The following is a 16,467-nucleotide window of genomic DNA, read 5'->3' as shown; positions in this document are numbered from 1 at the left end:
CACCGGGTAATTTACCGGGTGGCGCTGATTTGACCAGGCGACAGCATGCGGTTAATCAGCCATCCGCTTGCTTAAGCTGTTCCGTCAGGATGTGCAACGCCGGGCTGTCGAAGCGCGCATATAACAGATCTGCCGGTTCGAAGTTGTGCAGATTCCAGTGCCAAACCTCCACGTCCAGCGCGTTGAGCTTTTCACGGGCGTATTCCAGTAATGCACTGGAGCGAGAGGGGAAGCGTGGGCTTCCCGCCAGAGTGATGACGCGCATAGTTGCCTTCTCCCTTATAACTTAATGTTTGCTTTTAAGTAACATTGATAACATTTTTTGCAGTCTGTCAGAGGAGAGGCGGGAACCGAAATGATTTATGCGGGATAGAAAATGTGAAAAAAGCATAAAAAGGGTACAGCGGGGGAAACGATTGCTTTTTATTGCCGCAGGTCAATTCCCTTTTTGTGCGATATCACCCATAATACGCCCCCGGTCTGCACACCGGGAATCCAGGAGAGTTCATGTACTACCCCTTCGTTCGTAAAGCCCTTTTTCAGCTCGATCCAGAGCGCGCTCATGAATTTACGTTTCAGCAATTACGCCGCATTAAGGGTACGCCTTTTGAAGCGTTAGTCCGCCAGAAAGTACCAGCCAGGCCGGTCACTTGCATGGGGTTAACCTTTAAGAATCCCCTTGGACTGGCTGCCGGTCTGGATAAAGACGGCGAATGTATCGACGCCCTGGGCGCGATGGGGTTTGGTTCGATCGAGATCGGCACCGTTACTCCACGTCCGCAGCCGGGCAACGATAAGCCGCGGCTCTTTCGCCTGGTTGATGCTGAAGGGTTGATCAACCGCATGGGCTTTAATAATCACGGGGTGGATAACCTGGTTGAGAATGTTAAAAAGGCCCATTATGACGGCGTGCTCGGCATTAATATCGGTAAAAATAAAGACACACCGGTCGAGCAGGGTAAAGATGACTATCTGATTTGTATGGAAAAAATCTACGCTTATGCCGGTTACATCGCGATTAATATCTCCTCGCCAAATACACCGGGATTACGTACCTTACAATATGGCGACGCGTTGGACGATCTGCTAAGCGCAATTAAAAATAAACAAAACGATCTGCAAACGATCCATCAAAAATATGTTCCGATCGCCGTAAAGATCGCGCCGGATCTTTCAGAAGAAGAACTGATCCAGGTTGCCGACAGTTTAGTTCGCCATAATATTGATGGTGTTATTGCGACCAATACAACACTCGATCGTTCTCTGGTCCAGGGAATGAAAAATTGCGATCAAACGGGCGGTTTAAGTGGTCGTCCGCTGCAATTAAAAAGCACAGAAATTATCCGTCGACTTTCCCAGGAATTAAAAGGCCAACTGCCCATTATTGGCGTAGGTGGGATCGACTCGGTCATCGCCGCCCGCGAGAAGATGGCCGCCGGGGCAACACTGGTACAGATTTATTCCGGTTTTATTTTTAAAGGTCCGCCGCTGATTAAAGAAATCGTCACCCATATTTGATTTTTTTTCCCGCGCTATATCAGAATATCAGACAACCAGGGGTTTATTTCCGCGCCTGGTTGTTTTATATTCTTTCACTGTTGCTTATTTAGACATTTTAAGCTTTGCTTATAAAAGCAATAAGCGAAGCGGCAAAAAGGGACAATTTTGCAACAGGTCAATGGAGAGGGGAGAGAAAAATGCGAATTAAACCTGACGATAACTGGCGCTGGTATTATGACGAAGAGCATGACCGTATGATGCTCGATTTAGCCAATGGCATGTTATTTCGCTCGCGTTTTGCCCGCAAAATGCTCACCCCGGATGCATTTTCGCCGTCTGGTTTCTGCGTTGATGACGCAGCGCTTTACTTCTCCTTTGAAGAAAAATGCCGTGACCTGGAGCTTTCCCGGGAACAAAAAGCGGAACTGGTGCTCAATGCGCTGGTGGCGATTCGTTATCTGAAGCCGCAAATGCCGAAAAGCTGGCACTTTGTGGCGCATAATGATAACTGGTCGCCGACGACAGGCGATACCGCCTGCGTCTGGTTAAGCGATACCCAGGAACAGGTCAATTTGCTGGTGGTGGAACCTGGCGACAACGCCGCGCTGTGCTTACTTGCTCAGCCCGGCGTCGTGGTGGCGGGACGAACGATGCAGCTTGGCGATGCGATAAAGATCATGAACGACAGACTGAAGCCGCAGTTGACCGCCAGCAGCTACAGTCTGGAACAGGCGGTTTAACGCGCCAGCTTCAGCGCGCTTTTTGGCACACAGCTACAGCTCAGAATTGTGCCGTCCGGGCCCAGCGCGGACTTTTTCAGCGGAGTCACTTCGCCTTCCAGCAATGTGATACGACAGCAGCCGCAAATCCCCGCCCGACAAGAATAGGGTATGCGAATTCCCTGGTTTTCCAGTTGTTCAAGCAGCACCTGCTGATTATTACCCCGAAATGCCTGCCCCTGCCAGTCAATGCTGACCGAGGCGTCTGCCTGCGGCGCGGCGTCGGGGATGTCATCCGTATCGGCCGCGCCATAGACGCGCGCGGGGCCGGTTGACAAAATCTCCACCTCATCGCCGACCCGGACGACGCCGCTGTTTCGGGCGATCAGATTCTGACCGAAATCCACATCGCCATTATCCGACGCGGTGCGGAAGGTCTGAAGCGTCGCCAGCGGCTCACCCGACGGGTGTTTCTGCCCTTTTTCCGGACTGACGGTGGTAAAAATGCAGCGACTGCAGGGTTTCGCCACGTCAAAGATAACGTCGCCGATGCGAATCACTTTCCAGGTGTCCTCTTCCCACGCGCTGGCACCAGAAACCACCAGATTCGGGCGGAACTGTTCAACCTGAACCCCTGCCGGGCAACGCTGCTGAAGATCGCGCAGCGAGGCGTCATTCACCAGCAGATAAGGATAGCCATCGGCAAAGGAGAGTGGGACGCTCGCATGGCGCTTAACCCGGCGGGTGAGTTGAGGCCCGACCCAGCGCAACTGCACGGCGCGGGAAAAGAAGCCGCTTAGCCACTGGTTGATGGCCTCTGGTGCGATGCGGGCGGTAAAATGATTCCCCCATACTTCCGTCGGCGCGTCCTGTGCGGCGAAATCGTTAAACCGTACGATGGCGGAACTGCCATCCGGCGCGGTCAGATGCAGGCCATCATGCAGAGGAGAGGGGGTAAAACGTACCATCTGCGGAAACTGACGGGCGGTAATGAAGGTGCCGTCCGCTTCGGTTATCATAAAAATCCGATCGAAAGCCAGTCCGCTGACGTCTGCCAGTGCATGGGTCAGTCCAATGCCGCGCATGGATTTGACGGGGTGAATGAATAGGCGGGTTAACGACAACACGGTACAGTCCCTCGAAAGAAATAAGCCTTCAACTTTATGACATAGGCGTCAGTTTAGCTATAATGCGCAGCAATTTTCTTCGAGTATAAGTGACGATATGAATTCTTTGTTTGCCAGTACGGCCCGTGGGCTGGAAGAGCTGTTAAAAACTGAACTGGAAAGCCTCGGCGCCGTAGAGTGTCAGGTTGTTCAGGGTGGTGTCCATTTCAAGGGCGACACCCGGCTTGTTTACCAGAGCCTGATGTGGAGTCGCCTGGCCTCGCGCATTATTTTACCGTTGAGTGAGTGCAAAGTTTACAGTGACTTAGATCTCTATCTGGGGGTTATGGCGATCGACTGGACGGCGATGTTTTCCCCGGACGCCACCTTTGCTGTTCACTTTAGCGGCCTGAACGACACCATCCGCAACAGCCAGTACGGCGCGCTGAAGGTAAAAGACGCGATTGTGGATTCCTTTACCCGTAAGAATTTACCGCGTCCGAATGTGGACCGTGAATCGCCGGATATCCGCGTTAACGTCTGGCTGAATAAAGACACCGCCAGTATCGCGTTGGACTTAAGCGGTGACGGCCTGCATCTGCGCGGCTATCGCGACCGAACCGGTCTTGCGCCCATCAAAGAGACGCTGGCCGCGGCGATTGTGATGCGTTCCGGCTGGCAACCGGGGACGCCGCTGCTTGATCCGATGTGTGGTTCCGGCACGTTGCTGATTGAAGCGGCAATGTGGGCCACCGATCGCGCGCCGGGTCTGCACCGTGGGCGCTGGGGCTTTAGTGGCTGGGCGCAACACGACGAAGCCATCTGGCAGGAAGTGAAAGCCGACGCGCAAACCCGAGCGCGAAAAGGTCTGGCGGATTATGGTTCGCGTTTTTACGGCTCCGATAGCGACGCGCGGGTGATCGAACGCGCGCGCAGCAACGCCCGTCGCGCGGGGATCGGCGAGCTGATCTCGTTTGAGGTGAAAGACGTAGCGCAGCTGAGCAACCCGCTGCCGACAGGACCGTACGGGACAGTGATCAGCAACCCGCCGTACGGTGAGCGTCTGGACAGCGAGCCGGCGCTGATTGCGCTGCACAGCCTGCTTGGGCGCACGATGAAGAACCAGTTTGGCGGCTGGAATCTGTCGCTGTTCAGCGCTTCACCGGATCTGCTCAGTAGCCTGCAACTGCGTGCTGACAAGCAGTTCAAAGCGAAAAACGGCCCGTTGGATTGTGTGCAGAAAAATTATCATATCGCCGAAACCACGCCGGACAGCAAACCGGCCACGGTGGCGGAAGATTACGCTAACCGTCTGCGTAAAAACATCAAAAAGCTGGATAAATGGGCCCGTCAGGAAGGCATTGAGTGCTATCGCCTGTACGATGCCGACCTGCCGGAATATAACGTCGCAGTGGATCGTTACGCTGACTGGGTGGTTATCCAGGAATACGCGCCGCCGAAAACCGTGGATGCGCAAAAGGCGCGTCAGCGGCTGTTTGACATTATTGCGGCAACGCTGTCGGTACTCGACATTGCGCCAAACAAGCTGGTGCTGAAAACCCGTGAACGGCAAAAGGGGAAAAACCAGTATCAGAAGATGAACGAGAAGGGCGAATTCATTGAAGTCGGTGAGTACAACGCCCGCCTGTGGGTAAATCTCACCGACTACCTTGATACCGGCCTGTTCCTTGATCACCGTATTGCCCGTCGGATGCTGGGGCAGATGAGCAAGGGGAAAGACTTCCTTAACCTGTTCTCTTACACCGGCAGCGCCAGCGTCCATGCGGGCCTGGGCGGGGCGCGTAGTACGACGACAGTCGATATGTCGCGAACCTATCTGGAGTGGGCGGAACGTAACCTGCGTCTGAATGGCTTAAGTGGCCGCGCGCATCGTCTGATTCAGGCCGACTGTCTCGCCTGGCTGCGCGAAGCGACGGAACAGTTTGACCTGATCTTTATCGACCCGCCCACGTTCTCCAACTCGAAGCGGATGGAGGACGCGTTTGACGTTCAGCGCGATCACCTGGCGCTGATGAAAGATTTAAAGCGTCTGCTGCGTAAAGGCGGCACGATCATGTTCTCCAACAATAAACGCGGATTCCGTATGGATCTCGACGGTCTGGCGGCGCTGGGGCTGAAAGCACAAGAAATCACCCAAAAAACGCTTTCCCAGGACTTTGCCCGCAACCGCCAGATCCACAACTGCTGGCTGATTACCGCAGCCTGAAAGGATAAGTAAATGTCATTAATCAGTATGCATGGCGCATGGCTGTCGTTCAGCGACGCGCCGCTTCTTGATAACGCAGAACTGCATATCGAAGATAACGAACGCGTCTGTCTGGTGGGCCGCAACGGCGCCGGAAAATCAACGCTGATGAAGATCCTTAATCGTGAGCAGGGCCTGGACGACGGTCGCATTATTTATGAACAGGATCTGATCGTCGCGCGGTTGCAGCAGGATCCGCCGCGTAACGTCGAAGGCACCGTGTACGACTTTGTCGCGGAAGGCATTGAGGAGCAGGCGGAATACCTCAAGCGTTACCATGACGTTTCCCGTCTGGTGATGACCGATCCGAGCGAGCGAAACCTTAACGAGCTGGCGAAGGTGCAGGAGCAACTCGACCACCACAATCTTTGGCAACTGGAAAACCGGATCAACGAAGTATTGGCGCAGTTGGGGCTCGATCCTAACGCCGCGCTGTCTGCGCTTTCCGGTGGCTGGCTGCGTAAGGCGGCGCTGGGCCGGGCGCTCGTCAGTAATCCGCGCGTACTGCTGCTGGACGAACCAACTAACCATCTCGACATTGAAACCATCGACTGGCTGGAGGGCTTCCTGAAGTCGTTCAACGGGACGATTATTTTCATCTCCCACGACCGCTCTTTTATTCGTAACATGGCGACCCGTATTGTCGATCTTGATCGCGGCAAGCTGGTGACCTATCCGGGTAATTACGATCACTATCTGCTGGAAAAAGAAGAAGCGTTGCGCGTGGAAGAGTTACAGAACGCCGAGTTCGACCGCAAACTGGCGCAGGAAGAGGTGTGGATCCGCCAGGGGATCAAGGCCCGCCGTACCCGTAATGAAGGTCGCGTGCGCGCGCTGAAAGCGATGCGACGCGAACGCAGCGAACGCCGCGAAGTGATGGGCACCGCGAAGATGCAGGTTGAAGAAGCAACCCGCTCAGGCAAGATCGTTTTTGAAATGGAAAACGTCAATTATCAGATCGACGGCAAACAGCTGGTTAACGATTTTTCCGCCCAGGTGCAGCGCGGCGACAAAATTGCGCTAATTGGCCCCAACGGCTGCGGTAAAACCACGTTGCTTAAACTGATGCTGGGCCAGCTTAAGGCGGACAGCGGGCGTATCCACGTCGGCACAAAGCTGGAAGTGGCCTATTTCGATCAGCACCGCGCCGAGCTGGATCCGGATAAAACGGTCATGGATAACCTGGCGGAAGGTAAGCAGGAAGTGATGGTGAATGGCAAGCCACGCCATGTACTGGGCTATCTGCAGGACTTCCTGTTCCATCCTAAGCGGGCGATGACGCCGGTGCGCGCGCTTTCCGGCGGTGAACGCAACCGACTGTTGCTGGCGCGGCTGTTCCTTAAGCCCAGCAATTTATTGATTCTCGATGAACCTACCAACGATCTGGACGTCGAAACGCTGGAGCTACTGGAGGAACTGATCGACGGTTACCAGGGCACCGTTTTGCTGGTTAGTCACGATCGTCAGTTTGTCGACAATACCGTGACCGAATGCTGGATCTTTGAAGGCAATGGCAAAATTGGCCGCTATGTCGGCGGTTACCACGACGCGCGCGGGCAGCAGGAACAGCATCTGGCGTTTACGCAGTCAGCGGTGAAGAAATCGCAAGAAGTGGTTGCCCCAAAAGCAGAAATTGTAAAACGCGGCAGTAGCAAACTAAGCTATAAACTGCAGCGCGAGCTGGAACAGTTGCCTCAGTTGCTGGAAGAACTGGAGGCGAAACTGGAGGCGTTACAGGCGCAGGTTGCGGATGCGTCCTTTTTTAGCCAGCCACATGAACAAACGCAGCAGGTTCTCGGCGACTTAGCGCAAGCGGAGCAGGAACTTGAACAGGCCTTCGAGCGCTGGGAATACCTTGAAGCGTTGAAAAACGGCGCGTAATGAAAGGAGCGCATATGTGCGAACATCACCATGCCGCAAAGCACATATTGTGCCCGCAGTGTGACATGCTGGTGGCATTGCCCCACCTTGAGCATGGGCAGAAAGCGGCATGCCCGCGATGTGGCACAACGTTGACGACAGAATGGGACGCGCCGAGGCAGCGTCCCACTGCCTACGTATTAGCGGCGCTGTTTATGCTGCTTTTGTCAAACTTGTTCCCATTTGTGAACATGAATGTCGCCGGGGTGAACAGTGAAGTTAAACTGCTGGAAATTCCCGGCGTGCTCTTTTCTGAAAATTACGCCAGCCTCGGCACCTTCTTTATCTTATTTGTTCAACTCGTTCCGGCATTTTGTTTATTGACCATTTTGCTGTTGGTGAACAGGGTAGAGATGCCTGGACGGATTAAGGCATGGCTTGCGCGTATCCTGTTTCAGTTGAAAAGCTGGGGGATGGCGGAGATCTTTCTCGCGGGCGTGCTGGTGAGCTTTGTTAAGCTGATGGCGTATGGCGATATTGGCGTGGGCAGCAGTTTTGTTCCGTGGTGCCTGTTTTGCGTACTGCAATTGCGCGCGTTCCAGTGCGTCGACCGCCGCTGGCTGTGGGATGATATAGCCCCGATGCCCGCTATCCGGCAAACCCTGAAGCCTGGCGTGCCGGGTATCCGCCAGGGGCTGCGCTCCTGTCCGTGTTGTACGGCAATCCTGCCAGCTGAGCAGCATGTTTGTCCGCGCTGTCAGACGACGGGCTACGTGCGCCGCAGAAACAGCCTGCAATGGACGCTGGCGTTACTGTTTACTTCAATCATGCTCTATCTTCCGGCCAATATCCTGCCGATCATGATCACTGATTTGTTAGGCTCCAAAATGCCCTCGACCATTCTGGCCGGGGTGGTGTTGCTGTGGAGCGAAGGCTCTTACCCGGTCGCGGCGGTGATTTTTATCGCCAGTATTATGGTGCCGACGCTGAAAATGATCGCGATAGCCTGGCTGTGCTGGGATGCCAAAGGCCATGGCCGACGCGACAGCGAGCGCATGCACCTGATTTATGAGGTAGTGGAATTTGTCGGCCGCTGGTCGATGATCGACGTGTTTGTGATTGCCGTACTCTCCGCGCTGGTGCGTATGGGAGGGCTAATGAATATTTATCCTGCGATGGGTGCATTGATGTTTGCTTTAGTCGTCATAATGACAATGTTTTCTGCGATGACATTTGATCCGCGTCTGACGTGGGATCGTGAACCAGACCATGAGGAGTCCGGACAGCATGGAATCTAAAAATGGGGAAGCCAAAGTTCAGAAGGTGAAAAACTGGTCTCCCGTGTGGATTTTCCCCATCGTCACCGCACTCATTGGGGCATGGGTCCTGTTTTATCACTACAGTCATCAGGGGCCGGAAGTGACCCTGATCACCACCAACGCTGAGGGGATTGAAGGGGGGAAAACCACCATCAAGAGCCGAAGCGTGGACGTCGGGGTGGTGGAGAGCGCGACGCTGACTGACGATCTTACACATGTAGAAATTAAAGCGCGCCTCAATTCCGGAATGGAAAAGTTGCTGCATGAGGACTCGGTCTTCTGGGTGGTGAAGCCGCAGGTGGGCCGAGAAGGGATCAGCGGTCTGGGTACGCTGCTTTCCGGCGCTTATATTGAGTTGCAGCCGGGTCGTAAAGGCAGCCAGCCGGAAAATTATCAGTTGCTGGATTCCCCACCGCTGGCACCGCCCGATGCGAAAGGTATCCGTGTTGTGCTGGACAGCAAAAAAGCCGGACAGCTGAGTCCGGGCGATCCGGTACTGTTTCGCGGGTATCGCGTCGGTTCCGTTGAAACCAGCACTTTCGATGCGCAGCGGCGCACCATTAGCTACCAGCTGTTCATCAATGCGCCAAACGATCGCCTGGTCACCAGCAATGTGCGTTTCTGGAAGGACAGTGGGATAGCGGTGGATTTGACCTCCGCGGGGATGCGCGTTGAGATGGGCTCCCTCAGTACGCTGTTTGGCGGCGGTGTTAGCTTTGACGTGCCGGAAGGGCTTGAACAGGGCCAACCGGTAGCTGAAAAAAGCGCCTTCAGGCTTTATGACGATCAACGAAGCATTCAGGATTCGCTGTATACCGACCATATCGACTATCTGATGTTCTTTAAAGATTCGATTCGCGGTTTGCAGCCGGGCGCACCGCTCGAATTCCGCGGTATTCGTCTGGGGACCGTGAGCAAGGTGCCATTCTTTATGCCGAACATGCGTCAGGTGTTTAATAACGATTACCGCATTCCGGTGTTGGTGCGCATTGAACCTGAACGCCTGAAAGCGCAACTGGGTGAAGAGACAGACGTCGGTGCGCATCTGGCCGATCTGCTCAAACGGGGTCTGCGTGGCTCGCTGAAAACCGGCAATCTGGTGACCGGCGCGTTGTATGTCGATCTCGACTTTTATCCGAAAGAGCCGCCGTTAACCGGCATTCGCGAATTTAACGGTTATCAAATCATCCCGACGGTAAGCGGGGGACTGGCGCAGATCCAGCAGCGACTGATGGAAGCGTTGGATAAGATCAACAACCTGCCGCTGAATCCGATGATCCAGCAGGCGACCAATACGCTGTCGGAAAGCCAGCGCACAATGAAGCATCTGCAAACGACGCTGGACAATATGAACAAGATTACCTCCAGCCAGTCGATGCAACAGCTGCCAGCGGATATGCAGAACACCTTACGTGAACTGAACCGCAGTATGCAGGGCTTCCAGCCGGGGTCCGCCGCCTACAACAAGATGGTTGCGGATATGCAGCGTCTCGATCAGGTGCTTCGTGAGCTGCAACCGGTGCTGAAAACCCTGAATGAAAAGAGCAACGCGCTGGTGTTTGAAGCGAAGGACAAGAAAGATCCAGAGCCTAAGAGGGCGAAACAATGAAAAAGTGGCTAGTGGCGATGATGGCGTTCTGGCTGACGTCATGCAGCTCAGGTGGAGAAAATAAGAGCTATTACCAGCTTCCGGTTGCCCATAGCGGCGCGCAAAGTACGGTGAGTCAGAGCAACCGTCTGCTGTGGGTGGAGCAGGTTGCGGTGCCGGATTATCTCGCCGGAAACGGAGTGGTTTATCAGACCAGCGACGTCCAGTACGTCATTGCCAACAATAACCTGTGGGCCAGCCCGCTGGATCAACAGCTACGCAATACGCTGGTCGCCAACCTGAGTACGCAGTTGCCCGGATGGGTAGTCGCCTCTCAGCCGCTGGGAACGATGCAGGACACGCTTAATGTGACGGTCACTGGTTTTCACGGTCGCTACGATGGCAAGGTGATTGTGAGCGGCGAATGGCTGCTGAACCATCAGGGACAGCTGATTAAGCGTCCTTTCCACATTGAAGCCGTGCAGACCAAAGACGGTTACGATGAAATGGTGAAAGTGCTGGCGACTGCGTGGAGTGAGGAGGCCGCCGCTATCGCACAGGAATTGAAGCAGCTTCGCTAGTTTAAACTTTTGTAAATCTTACCGCCGTGAACCCCTCGTTTACGGCGGTTTTTTTATGCCCGACGCGGGAAACAGGAAGTTGTTCCGTCTCACATTTTTTGTACAACTGAGTTATTCAGTAGCTCACAAATATGACATTGGTGTGAATTTTGCGCATTGACGCAAGAAGGGTTTCGCGGTATTCGTTTAGTGTGATTGCACATTTCGTAATCACTGTTTTCTTTTCCACCAGATACAAGTATGAGGGAAACGAGGCATGAAGAGACAAAAACGAGATCGCCTGGAACGGGCACATCAACGTGGTTATCAGGCCGGCATTGCCGGACGCTCAAAAGAAATGTGTCCCTATCAGACGCTGAATCAAAGGTCGCACTGGCTGGGAGGTTGGCGAGAAGCCATGGCTGACAGGGTGGTAATGGCCTGATTCTGTCTCTTTAGAAAAAGAAACCTCCGCGTTGCGGAGGTTTCGCCTTATTAAGCGCGCAATTTACTGTGCATTGACAGTGCTGCAGCGGCTAAATCAGAATGCGGATGTGTCCTGGAACAGGCCGACTTTCAGATCGTTCGCGGTGTAGATCAGACGACCGTCTACCAGCACTTCGCCATCAGCCAGACCCATGATCAAGCGACGGTTAACGATACGCTTGAAGTGGATACGGTAGGTGACTTTTTTCGCCGTAGGCAGAACCTGCCCGGTAAACTTCACTTCGCCTACGCCGAGCGCGCGACCTTTACCTTCGCCACCGAGCCAGCCGAGATAGAATCCAACCAACTGCCACATAGCGTCCAGACCCAGACAGCCCGGCATAACCGGATCGCCGATGAAGTGGCATCCGAAGAACCAAAGATCCGGATTGATATCCAGTTCTGCTTCAACATAACCTTTGTCGAAGTTGCCGCCGGTTTCGGTCATTTTGACGACACGGTCCATCATCAGCATGTTCGGCGCTGGCAATTGTGGGCCTTTTGCGCCAAACAGTTCACCGCGACCAGAGGCAAGAAGGTCTTCTTTTGTATAGGATTCGCGTTTATCTACCATGTTCTCTGTAAGCCTTATTTTAGTGAAGCACGCAGGATAGCTAACACGTGTACGCTGAACAAGTCCGATCAGTTCGGAACAAACCAGTTCAGCCAGCGCAGCGGCCAGGGAAAACGATGACGCCCTTCCTGTTGCGTCGCCTGGGCGATACGCTCCTGGATAGTTTGCATCAGCGTCGTCTGGCCTTCGCCATCCCACACCAGATTTAACAGCAGCGGTAGCGCGTCGGTCACGTCATCCACCGCCCAGATAGTGAATTTTTCTTCTTCTACAGCCTTCAGTAGCGCGGGTGGCAGACTGAGATGCCTGACGTTGGCCGCTGGAATAATGACGCCCTGCTTGCCGGTCAGCTCACGCTGCTGGCAGATGGTGAAGAAGCCTTCGATCTTCTCGTTTAACCCGCCGACCGGCTGAGCGCGGCCAAACTGGTCCACGGAACCGGTAATCGCAATATTCTGATTAACCGGCACGTCCGCCAGCGCGCTGATGAGGGCGCAAAGTTCAGCCATCGAGGCGCTGTCGCCGTCCACTTCACTGTAGGACTGCTCGAATGTCAGCGAAGCAGAGAAGGGAAGCTGTTGTTCAAGCTGAAGTTCCGACATCAGGAACGCCTGCATGATCATCATGCCTTTCGCATGGATATTACCGCCCAGCTCGGCTTTACGTTCAATATCGGTGAATTCGCCGTCGCCGATATGTACCACGCAACTGATGCGCGAAGGCTCGCCAAAAGCGCGCGGATGGCCCGGAAATTCAATCACCGACAGGGCGTTGATTTGGCCGATGCGTTCCCCTTCCGTTTCAATCAGGATTTGTTCCTGGAGGATTTCATCCTGCATGCGCTCCGCGAGAAAACCTTCGCGCCATTCGCGCTGCGCCAGCATCAGGCTTAGTTGCTCACCGCTGCAAAGATCATTCTGGCAGAGCGGAGCCACTTCAGTGAACTGCCTGATGATCCACAGCGGATTCAGCGGCAGCGTATCCTGCTCGCCGGTATAGCGTACGGCTTCACGCACCAGCACTTCCCAGGCGTCAGGGGCAGGCACTGGCAACTGGTTACGCTTTGCGATCCAGGTCACCCACTGGCACCACTGAATCATGGACTCTGCATCCACAATTTGCAGGTTATCTTCAAATTCGCTGTAGATAGCCTGTTCCGCAAGCTCCGGCTCCATCTCCTGGAAATCGGCCAGCGATTCGCGCTCGCCCACCAGCAACACGCTGAGCTTCAACGGCATCGAAGGCACAGAAACCGGCAGTGGGCGAGATTCATCAAAGGCGACCCAATCGAAGCGCTCGCGGCTGACAATGGCTTTCAGGCGCATCCACAGCAGCGGCTGGGCGAGCAGGGTACGCAGCGAGATCACCAGCACGCCGCCGTTGGCTTGATGTACCAGACCCGGCTGCAGAGTGATGTCGCCGTTAAACTGACGCAGGCAGCCAAATAGCTGCTCCGCTTCTACCCAGTCGGCAATCACCACCTGTGAAGTGGTCGCAAAATTATCTTCCGCGCGTTCTGCCTCACGATAACGGATGGTATGCCCGGAAACCTCGTAGTGGCCGCCCGTCAGGCGACCGGCATCGTGTTGCAGCGTGCGCGCAGCCTCTGCAAGAAGATTGAGATACTCAAGCTCCTCGGGGGCTTTCGCCAACATAAAAGGAGAAGAGGCTCTGGGCTGTAATAACTGCTCCAGGGCAAACTGTAAGCGTGGTTGAGTATCACTGAGTAACGTGTCGGTTTCGTCAATGACGTGTGGCTGTGCAAATATTTCCTGATAACTTTCTGTATCAGGAACCAGATCACGCCATGCAAGTTTCGTAATGGTCAAAGTTGATGTTTTTTAGTCTGTTGTAAAAGACGCGATTATACCGCAAACCTCACCGCTTCACACAGGGAAAGCGAGAGCAAAACGTCGTGGCAGGTGTCGCGTCGCTCACAGCGTGAAGATTCTTTTCTTCGAAAGGCGAAAAAGCTGATATTCTGATAAGAGTGACACGGTAACATTGAGATCGCTATGAAATATCAACAACTTGAGAATCTTGAAAGCGGTTGGAAGTGGAAGTATTTGGTGAAGAAGCATCGCGAGGGAGAATTGATCACCCGCTATGTGGAAGCCAGTGCTGCCCAGTACGCCGTGGAGATGTTGCTTACCCTCGAAAATGAACCTGTGCGGGTGAACGTCTGGATTGAAGAGCATATGAATCCGGCGCTGTTTAACCGAATGAAGCAGACAATACGCGCAAGACGTAAACGGCACTTTAATGCTGAACATCAGCACACGCGCAAAAAATCAATCGATCTGGAGTTTATGGTCTGGCAGAGACTGGCGGGGTTGGCGCAACGGCGTGGTAAAACTCTGTCAGAGACGATCGTGCAACTGATTGAAGACGCCGAGAATAAAGAAAAGTATGCCAGCAAAATGTCCTCGCTAAAGCAGGATTTGCAGGCGCTGTTGGGCAAGGAATAGCTGTTTATACTGATAGCATGTCGGCTGAAAAATGGTATAAAAAAACCCCGCAAAGCGGGGTTTTTAGTAGACGGAAACTTAAGCCTGAGGCTGAGTTACAACGTCTTTAACGCCTTTAACTTCGATCTCAACGCGACGATCCGGGGCCAGGCAGTCGATCAGGGCAGCGCGAGCTTTCACGTTGTCACAGGTGTTGCCAGTAACCGGGTTGGATTCGCCCATACCACGTGCGGAGATTTTGTCAGCCGGGATACCTTTAGAGATCAGGTAATCAACAACAGACTGAGCACGTTTCTCGGACAGACCCTGGTTGTAAGCGTCAGAACCGATACGGTCAGTGAAGCCCAGAACCACTACGGAACCGTCTTTCGGATCCAGGTTGCTCAGCTGGCTGTACATCTGATCCAGAGCCTGCTGGCCTTCTGGTTTCAGGGTAGCTTTGTTGAAGTTGAACAGAACGTCAGACTTCAGAGTGAAGTGCTTGGTCTGTACTTCTGGAGCCGGAGCCGGTGCCGGAGCGATCGGCGCAGCTTCTTCCTGCTGACCGAAACGGTAAGAAACACCCACGCTCAGCAGACCGTTGTCTGGACGAGTACCGATGGTGTTAGCGTCACCGATGTTGTTGGTCCACTGGTATTCCAGACGGGTAGCGATGTCGCGAGTCATAGCCCACTCGATACCACCTGCGAATACTGGGGAAACACCCGTGTCGTGATCTTTGAAGGATGCGCCACCAGGTACGTTAGCCTTGGTGTCTGCACGCCATACCATACCACCCAGACGAGTGTAGATGTCCAGATCGTCAGTGATTGGGTAACCCAGTTTAGCGGTCAGCTGAACGCCCTGAGCTTTGTAAGCGCCGTTGATGTTGTCGCCTTTGTACGGCATACGACCTAACCAGTCGTAACCCATTTCAAAGCCAACATACGGGTTAACCTGATAACCACCAAAAGCACCTGCGCCCAGTTGGTTTTCGTGGGTCGGGCCATTGTTGTTGATGAAACCAGTGTCATGGTACTGAGACCAGCCCAGTTTAGCACCAGTGTACCAGGTGTTATCTTTCGGAGCGGCCTGCGCTACGGTAGCGAAACCAGCCAGTGCCACTGCAATCGCGATAGCTGTCTTTTTCATTTTTTGCGCCTCGTTATCATCCAAAATACGCCATGAATATCTCCAACGAGATAACACGGTTAAATCCTTCACCGGGGGCCTTGCTCAATAGTTACTCTACCGATATCTGCGGCTTATGCCGAGCACCCCTGGCGATGTAAAGTCTACAACGTAGTTGGAAACTTACAAGTGTGAACTCCGTCAGGCATATGAAAAAAAAACGCTTGTATACAAAATATTTAACATTTTGGATGTCGAAATTACGAGGAAAAATACGCGGAAACCGCTTCCGACAAGCGTTCGCGCAAAAAATTCAATACGCTTTAAAAAAAGTGGGCAAGGCCAAAAAAAATTCCAGGATAAATCCTAATTTTACTCAGTGATACAAATTAGAATGAATTTTTAGCCCAGTTTGGTGTCTCGTCGGATGGGTATGCGCGCTAACCGGGCGCATGATAAACCCCATCGCATTTCCTTCATCAGCGGCTTTAACCAATTCGGCATGCTCCTCTTCCGTTAACTCGTCGGCCAGCCAGCCAATGACCACGCTGTAGTTGCCTGTGCGCAATGCGCGAACCATCGATTCCAGGGTGTGGCAGGGAGAGAGCTGACGAATCTGCATGACCTTAGAGAGCGGCAACCCGGCCGACTGAACCCATTCGCGGCTCAATTTTTGCTGCGGCGTCAGCCAAAGCTGCCAGCGAGACTGCTGCCCTAACTGCTGGAGAAGCGGTAACAGCAGTAACTGCGTCATCATGGGCTGGTCTTCACGATAGACCACTTCACTGATAAGCCCGGCAGTAGCTTTCTCGGTTGAAACGCGCGCCATTTTGTTCGCTGTTGAGGAGAATGACGAAGAACGATTTGCGTAGCCTGAAGTGTACATAATCAATCCAGCCCTGTGAGTTACT

Annotated in this window: 14 protein-coding genes and 1 pseudogene; 9 read left to right on the top strand and 6 right to left on the bottom strand. The window is 53.7% G+C overall.

Annotated features, from left to right (window positions below; all coding sequences use genetic code 11):
- Positions 1–58 precede the first annotated feature (58 nt).
- Positions 59–265: pseudogene (locus JY391_RS13535) on the bottom strand (NAD(P)H-dependent oxidoreductase); the annotation flags it as partial.
- 242 nt (positions 266–507) lie between these two features.
- Here JY391_RS13535 and pyrD point away from each other — a divergent pair.
- Entirely contained in the window at positions 508–1,518 is a 1,011-nt protein-coding gene (gene pyrD / locus JY391_RS13530) for a quinone-dependent dihydroorotate dehydrogenase (RefSeq protein ID WP_060569551.1), read from the top strand.
- Positions 1,519–1,697: 179 nt separating this feature from the next.
- Positions 1,698–2,240, top strand: a complete 543-nt coding sequence (gene zapC, locus JY391_RS13525) for a cell division protein ZapC (RefSeq protein ID WP_042288043.1) — start codon at positions 1,698–1,700, stop codon at positions 2,238–2,240.
- Here zapC and JY391_RS13520 read toward each other — a convergent pair.
- The gene (locus JY391_RS13520) at positions 2,237–3,346 is read right to left on the bottom strand and encodes a YcbX family protein (protein WP_211934457.1); all 1,110 of its coding nucleotides are present in this window, start codon (positions 3,344–3,346) and stop codon (positions 2,237–2,239) included. The two genes, zapC and JY391_RS13520, sit on opposite strands and share 4 nt — an antisense overlap.
- A 97-nt stretch (positions 3,347–3,443) precedes the next feature.
- On the opposite strand from JY391_RS13520, the gene rlmKL reads away from it, so the two are divergent.
- The 6 genes from rlmKL (at position 3,444) to rmf (ending at position 11,363) form a co-directional block, all read left to right on the top strand.
- Positions 3,444–5,552: a bifunctional 23S rRNA (guanine(2069)-N(7))-methyltransferase RlmK/23S rRNA (guanine(2445)-N(2))-methyltransferase RlmL gene (gene rlmKL / locus JY391_RS13515; RefSeq protein WP_042288037.1), complete on the top strand. Its 2,109-nt coding sequence runs from the start codon at positions 3,444–3,446 to the stop codon at positions 5,550–5,552.
- A gap of 12 nt (positions 5,553–5,564) precedes the next feature.
- A complete protein-coding gene (locus tag JY391_RS13510; RefSeq protein ID WP_211934456.1) occupies positions 5,565–7,472 on the top strand; it encodes an ABC transporter ATP-binding protein in 1,908 nt (635 codons plus the stop codon).
- A gap of 14 nt (positions 7,473–7,486) precedes the next feature.
- Entirely contained in the window at positions 7,487–8,749 is a 1,263-nt protein-coding gene (pqiA, locus tag JY391_RS13505) for a membrane integrity-associated transporter subunit PqiA (RefSeq protein ID WP_042288031.1), read from the top strand.
- Entirely contained in the window at positions 8,739–10,379 is a 1,641-nt protein-coding gene (pqiB, locus tag JY391_RS13500) for an intermembrane transport protein PqiB (protein WP_060569555.1), read from the top strand. The genes pqiA and pqiB overlap by 11 nt, the downstream gene beginning before the upstream one ends.
- Positions 10,376–10,939 carry a membrane integrity-associated transporter subunit PqiC gene (gene pqiC, locus JY391_RS13495; protein WP_042288025.1) on the top strand — a complete coding sequence of 188 codons (564 nt, stop codon included), beginning with the start codon at positions 10,376–10,378 and terminating at the stop codon, positions 10,937–10,939. Before pqiB ends, pqiC begins: the two co-directional genes overlap by 4 nt.
- Positions 10,940–11,195: 256 nt before the next feature.
- A complete protein-coding gene (gene rmf / locus JY391_RS13490) occupies positions 11,196–11,363 on the top strand; it encodes a ribosome modulation factor (RefSeq protein WP_012905338.1) in 168 nt (55 codons plus the stop codon).
- A gap of 96 nt (positions 11,364–11,459) precedes the next feature.
- Here rmf and fabA read toward each other — a convergent pair whose 3' ends face one another.
- On the bottom strand, positions 11,460–11,978 hold the full coding sequence (gene fabA / locus JY391_RS13485; protein WP_000227926.1) for a bifunctional 3-hydroxydecanoyl-ACP dehydratase/trans-2-decenoyl-ACP isomerase: 519 nt from the start codon (positions 11,976–11,978) through the stop codon (positions 11,460–11,462).
- A gap of 68 nt (positions 11,979–12,046) precedes the next feature.
- Positions 12,047–13,807: an AAA family ATPase gene (locus tag JY391_RS13480; protein WP_199956170.1), complete on the bottom strand. Its 1,761-nt coding sequence runs from the start codon at positions 13,805–13,807 to the stop codon at positions 12,047–12,049.
- 186 nt (positions 13,808–13,993) lie between these two features.
- Between JY391_RS13480 and matP the strand changes: the two genes are divergently transcribed.
- Positions 13,994–14,446, top strand: a complete 453-nt coding sequence (matP, locus tag JY391_RS13475) for a macrodomain Ter protein MatP (RefSeq protein WP_211934455.1) — start codon at positions 13,994–13,996, stop codon at positions 14,444–14,446.
- A 78-nt stretch (positions 14,447–14,524) separates the two neighbouring features.
- Here the strand turns inward: matP and ompA are convergent, their stop codons facing one another.
- Both ompA and sulA read right to left on the bottom strand, forming a co-directional pair.
- The gene (gene ompA / locus JY391_RS13470; RefSeq protein ID WP_042288222.1) at positions 14,525–15,577 is read right to left on the bottom strand and encodes a porin OmpA; all 1,053 of its coding nucleotides are present in this window, start codon (positions 15,575–15,577) and stop codon (positions 14,525–14,527) included.
- Between the two features lie 355 nt (positions 15,578–15,932).
- Positions 15,933–16,442, bottom strand: coding sequence for an SOS-induced cell division inhibitor SulA (gene sulA / locus JY391_RS13465; protein WP_042288011.1), 510 nt, complete (start codon positions 16,440–16,442; stop codon positions 15,933–15,935).
- Between the last annotated feature and the right edge of the window lie 25 nt (positions 16,443–16,467).

Origin of the sequence: Citrobacter sedlakii, assembly GCF_018128425.1 — a bacterium.
GTDB classification, from domain to species: domain Bacteria; phylum Pseudomonadota; class Gammaproteobacteria; order Enterobacterales; family Enterobacteriaceae; genus Citrobacter_A; species Citrobacter_A sedlakii.
Note: the sequence above shows the minus strand (reverse complement) of the source record. Positions and strands in the feature narration are given on the sequence as shown.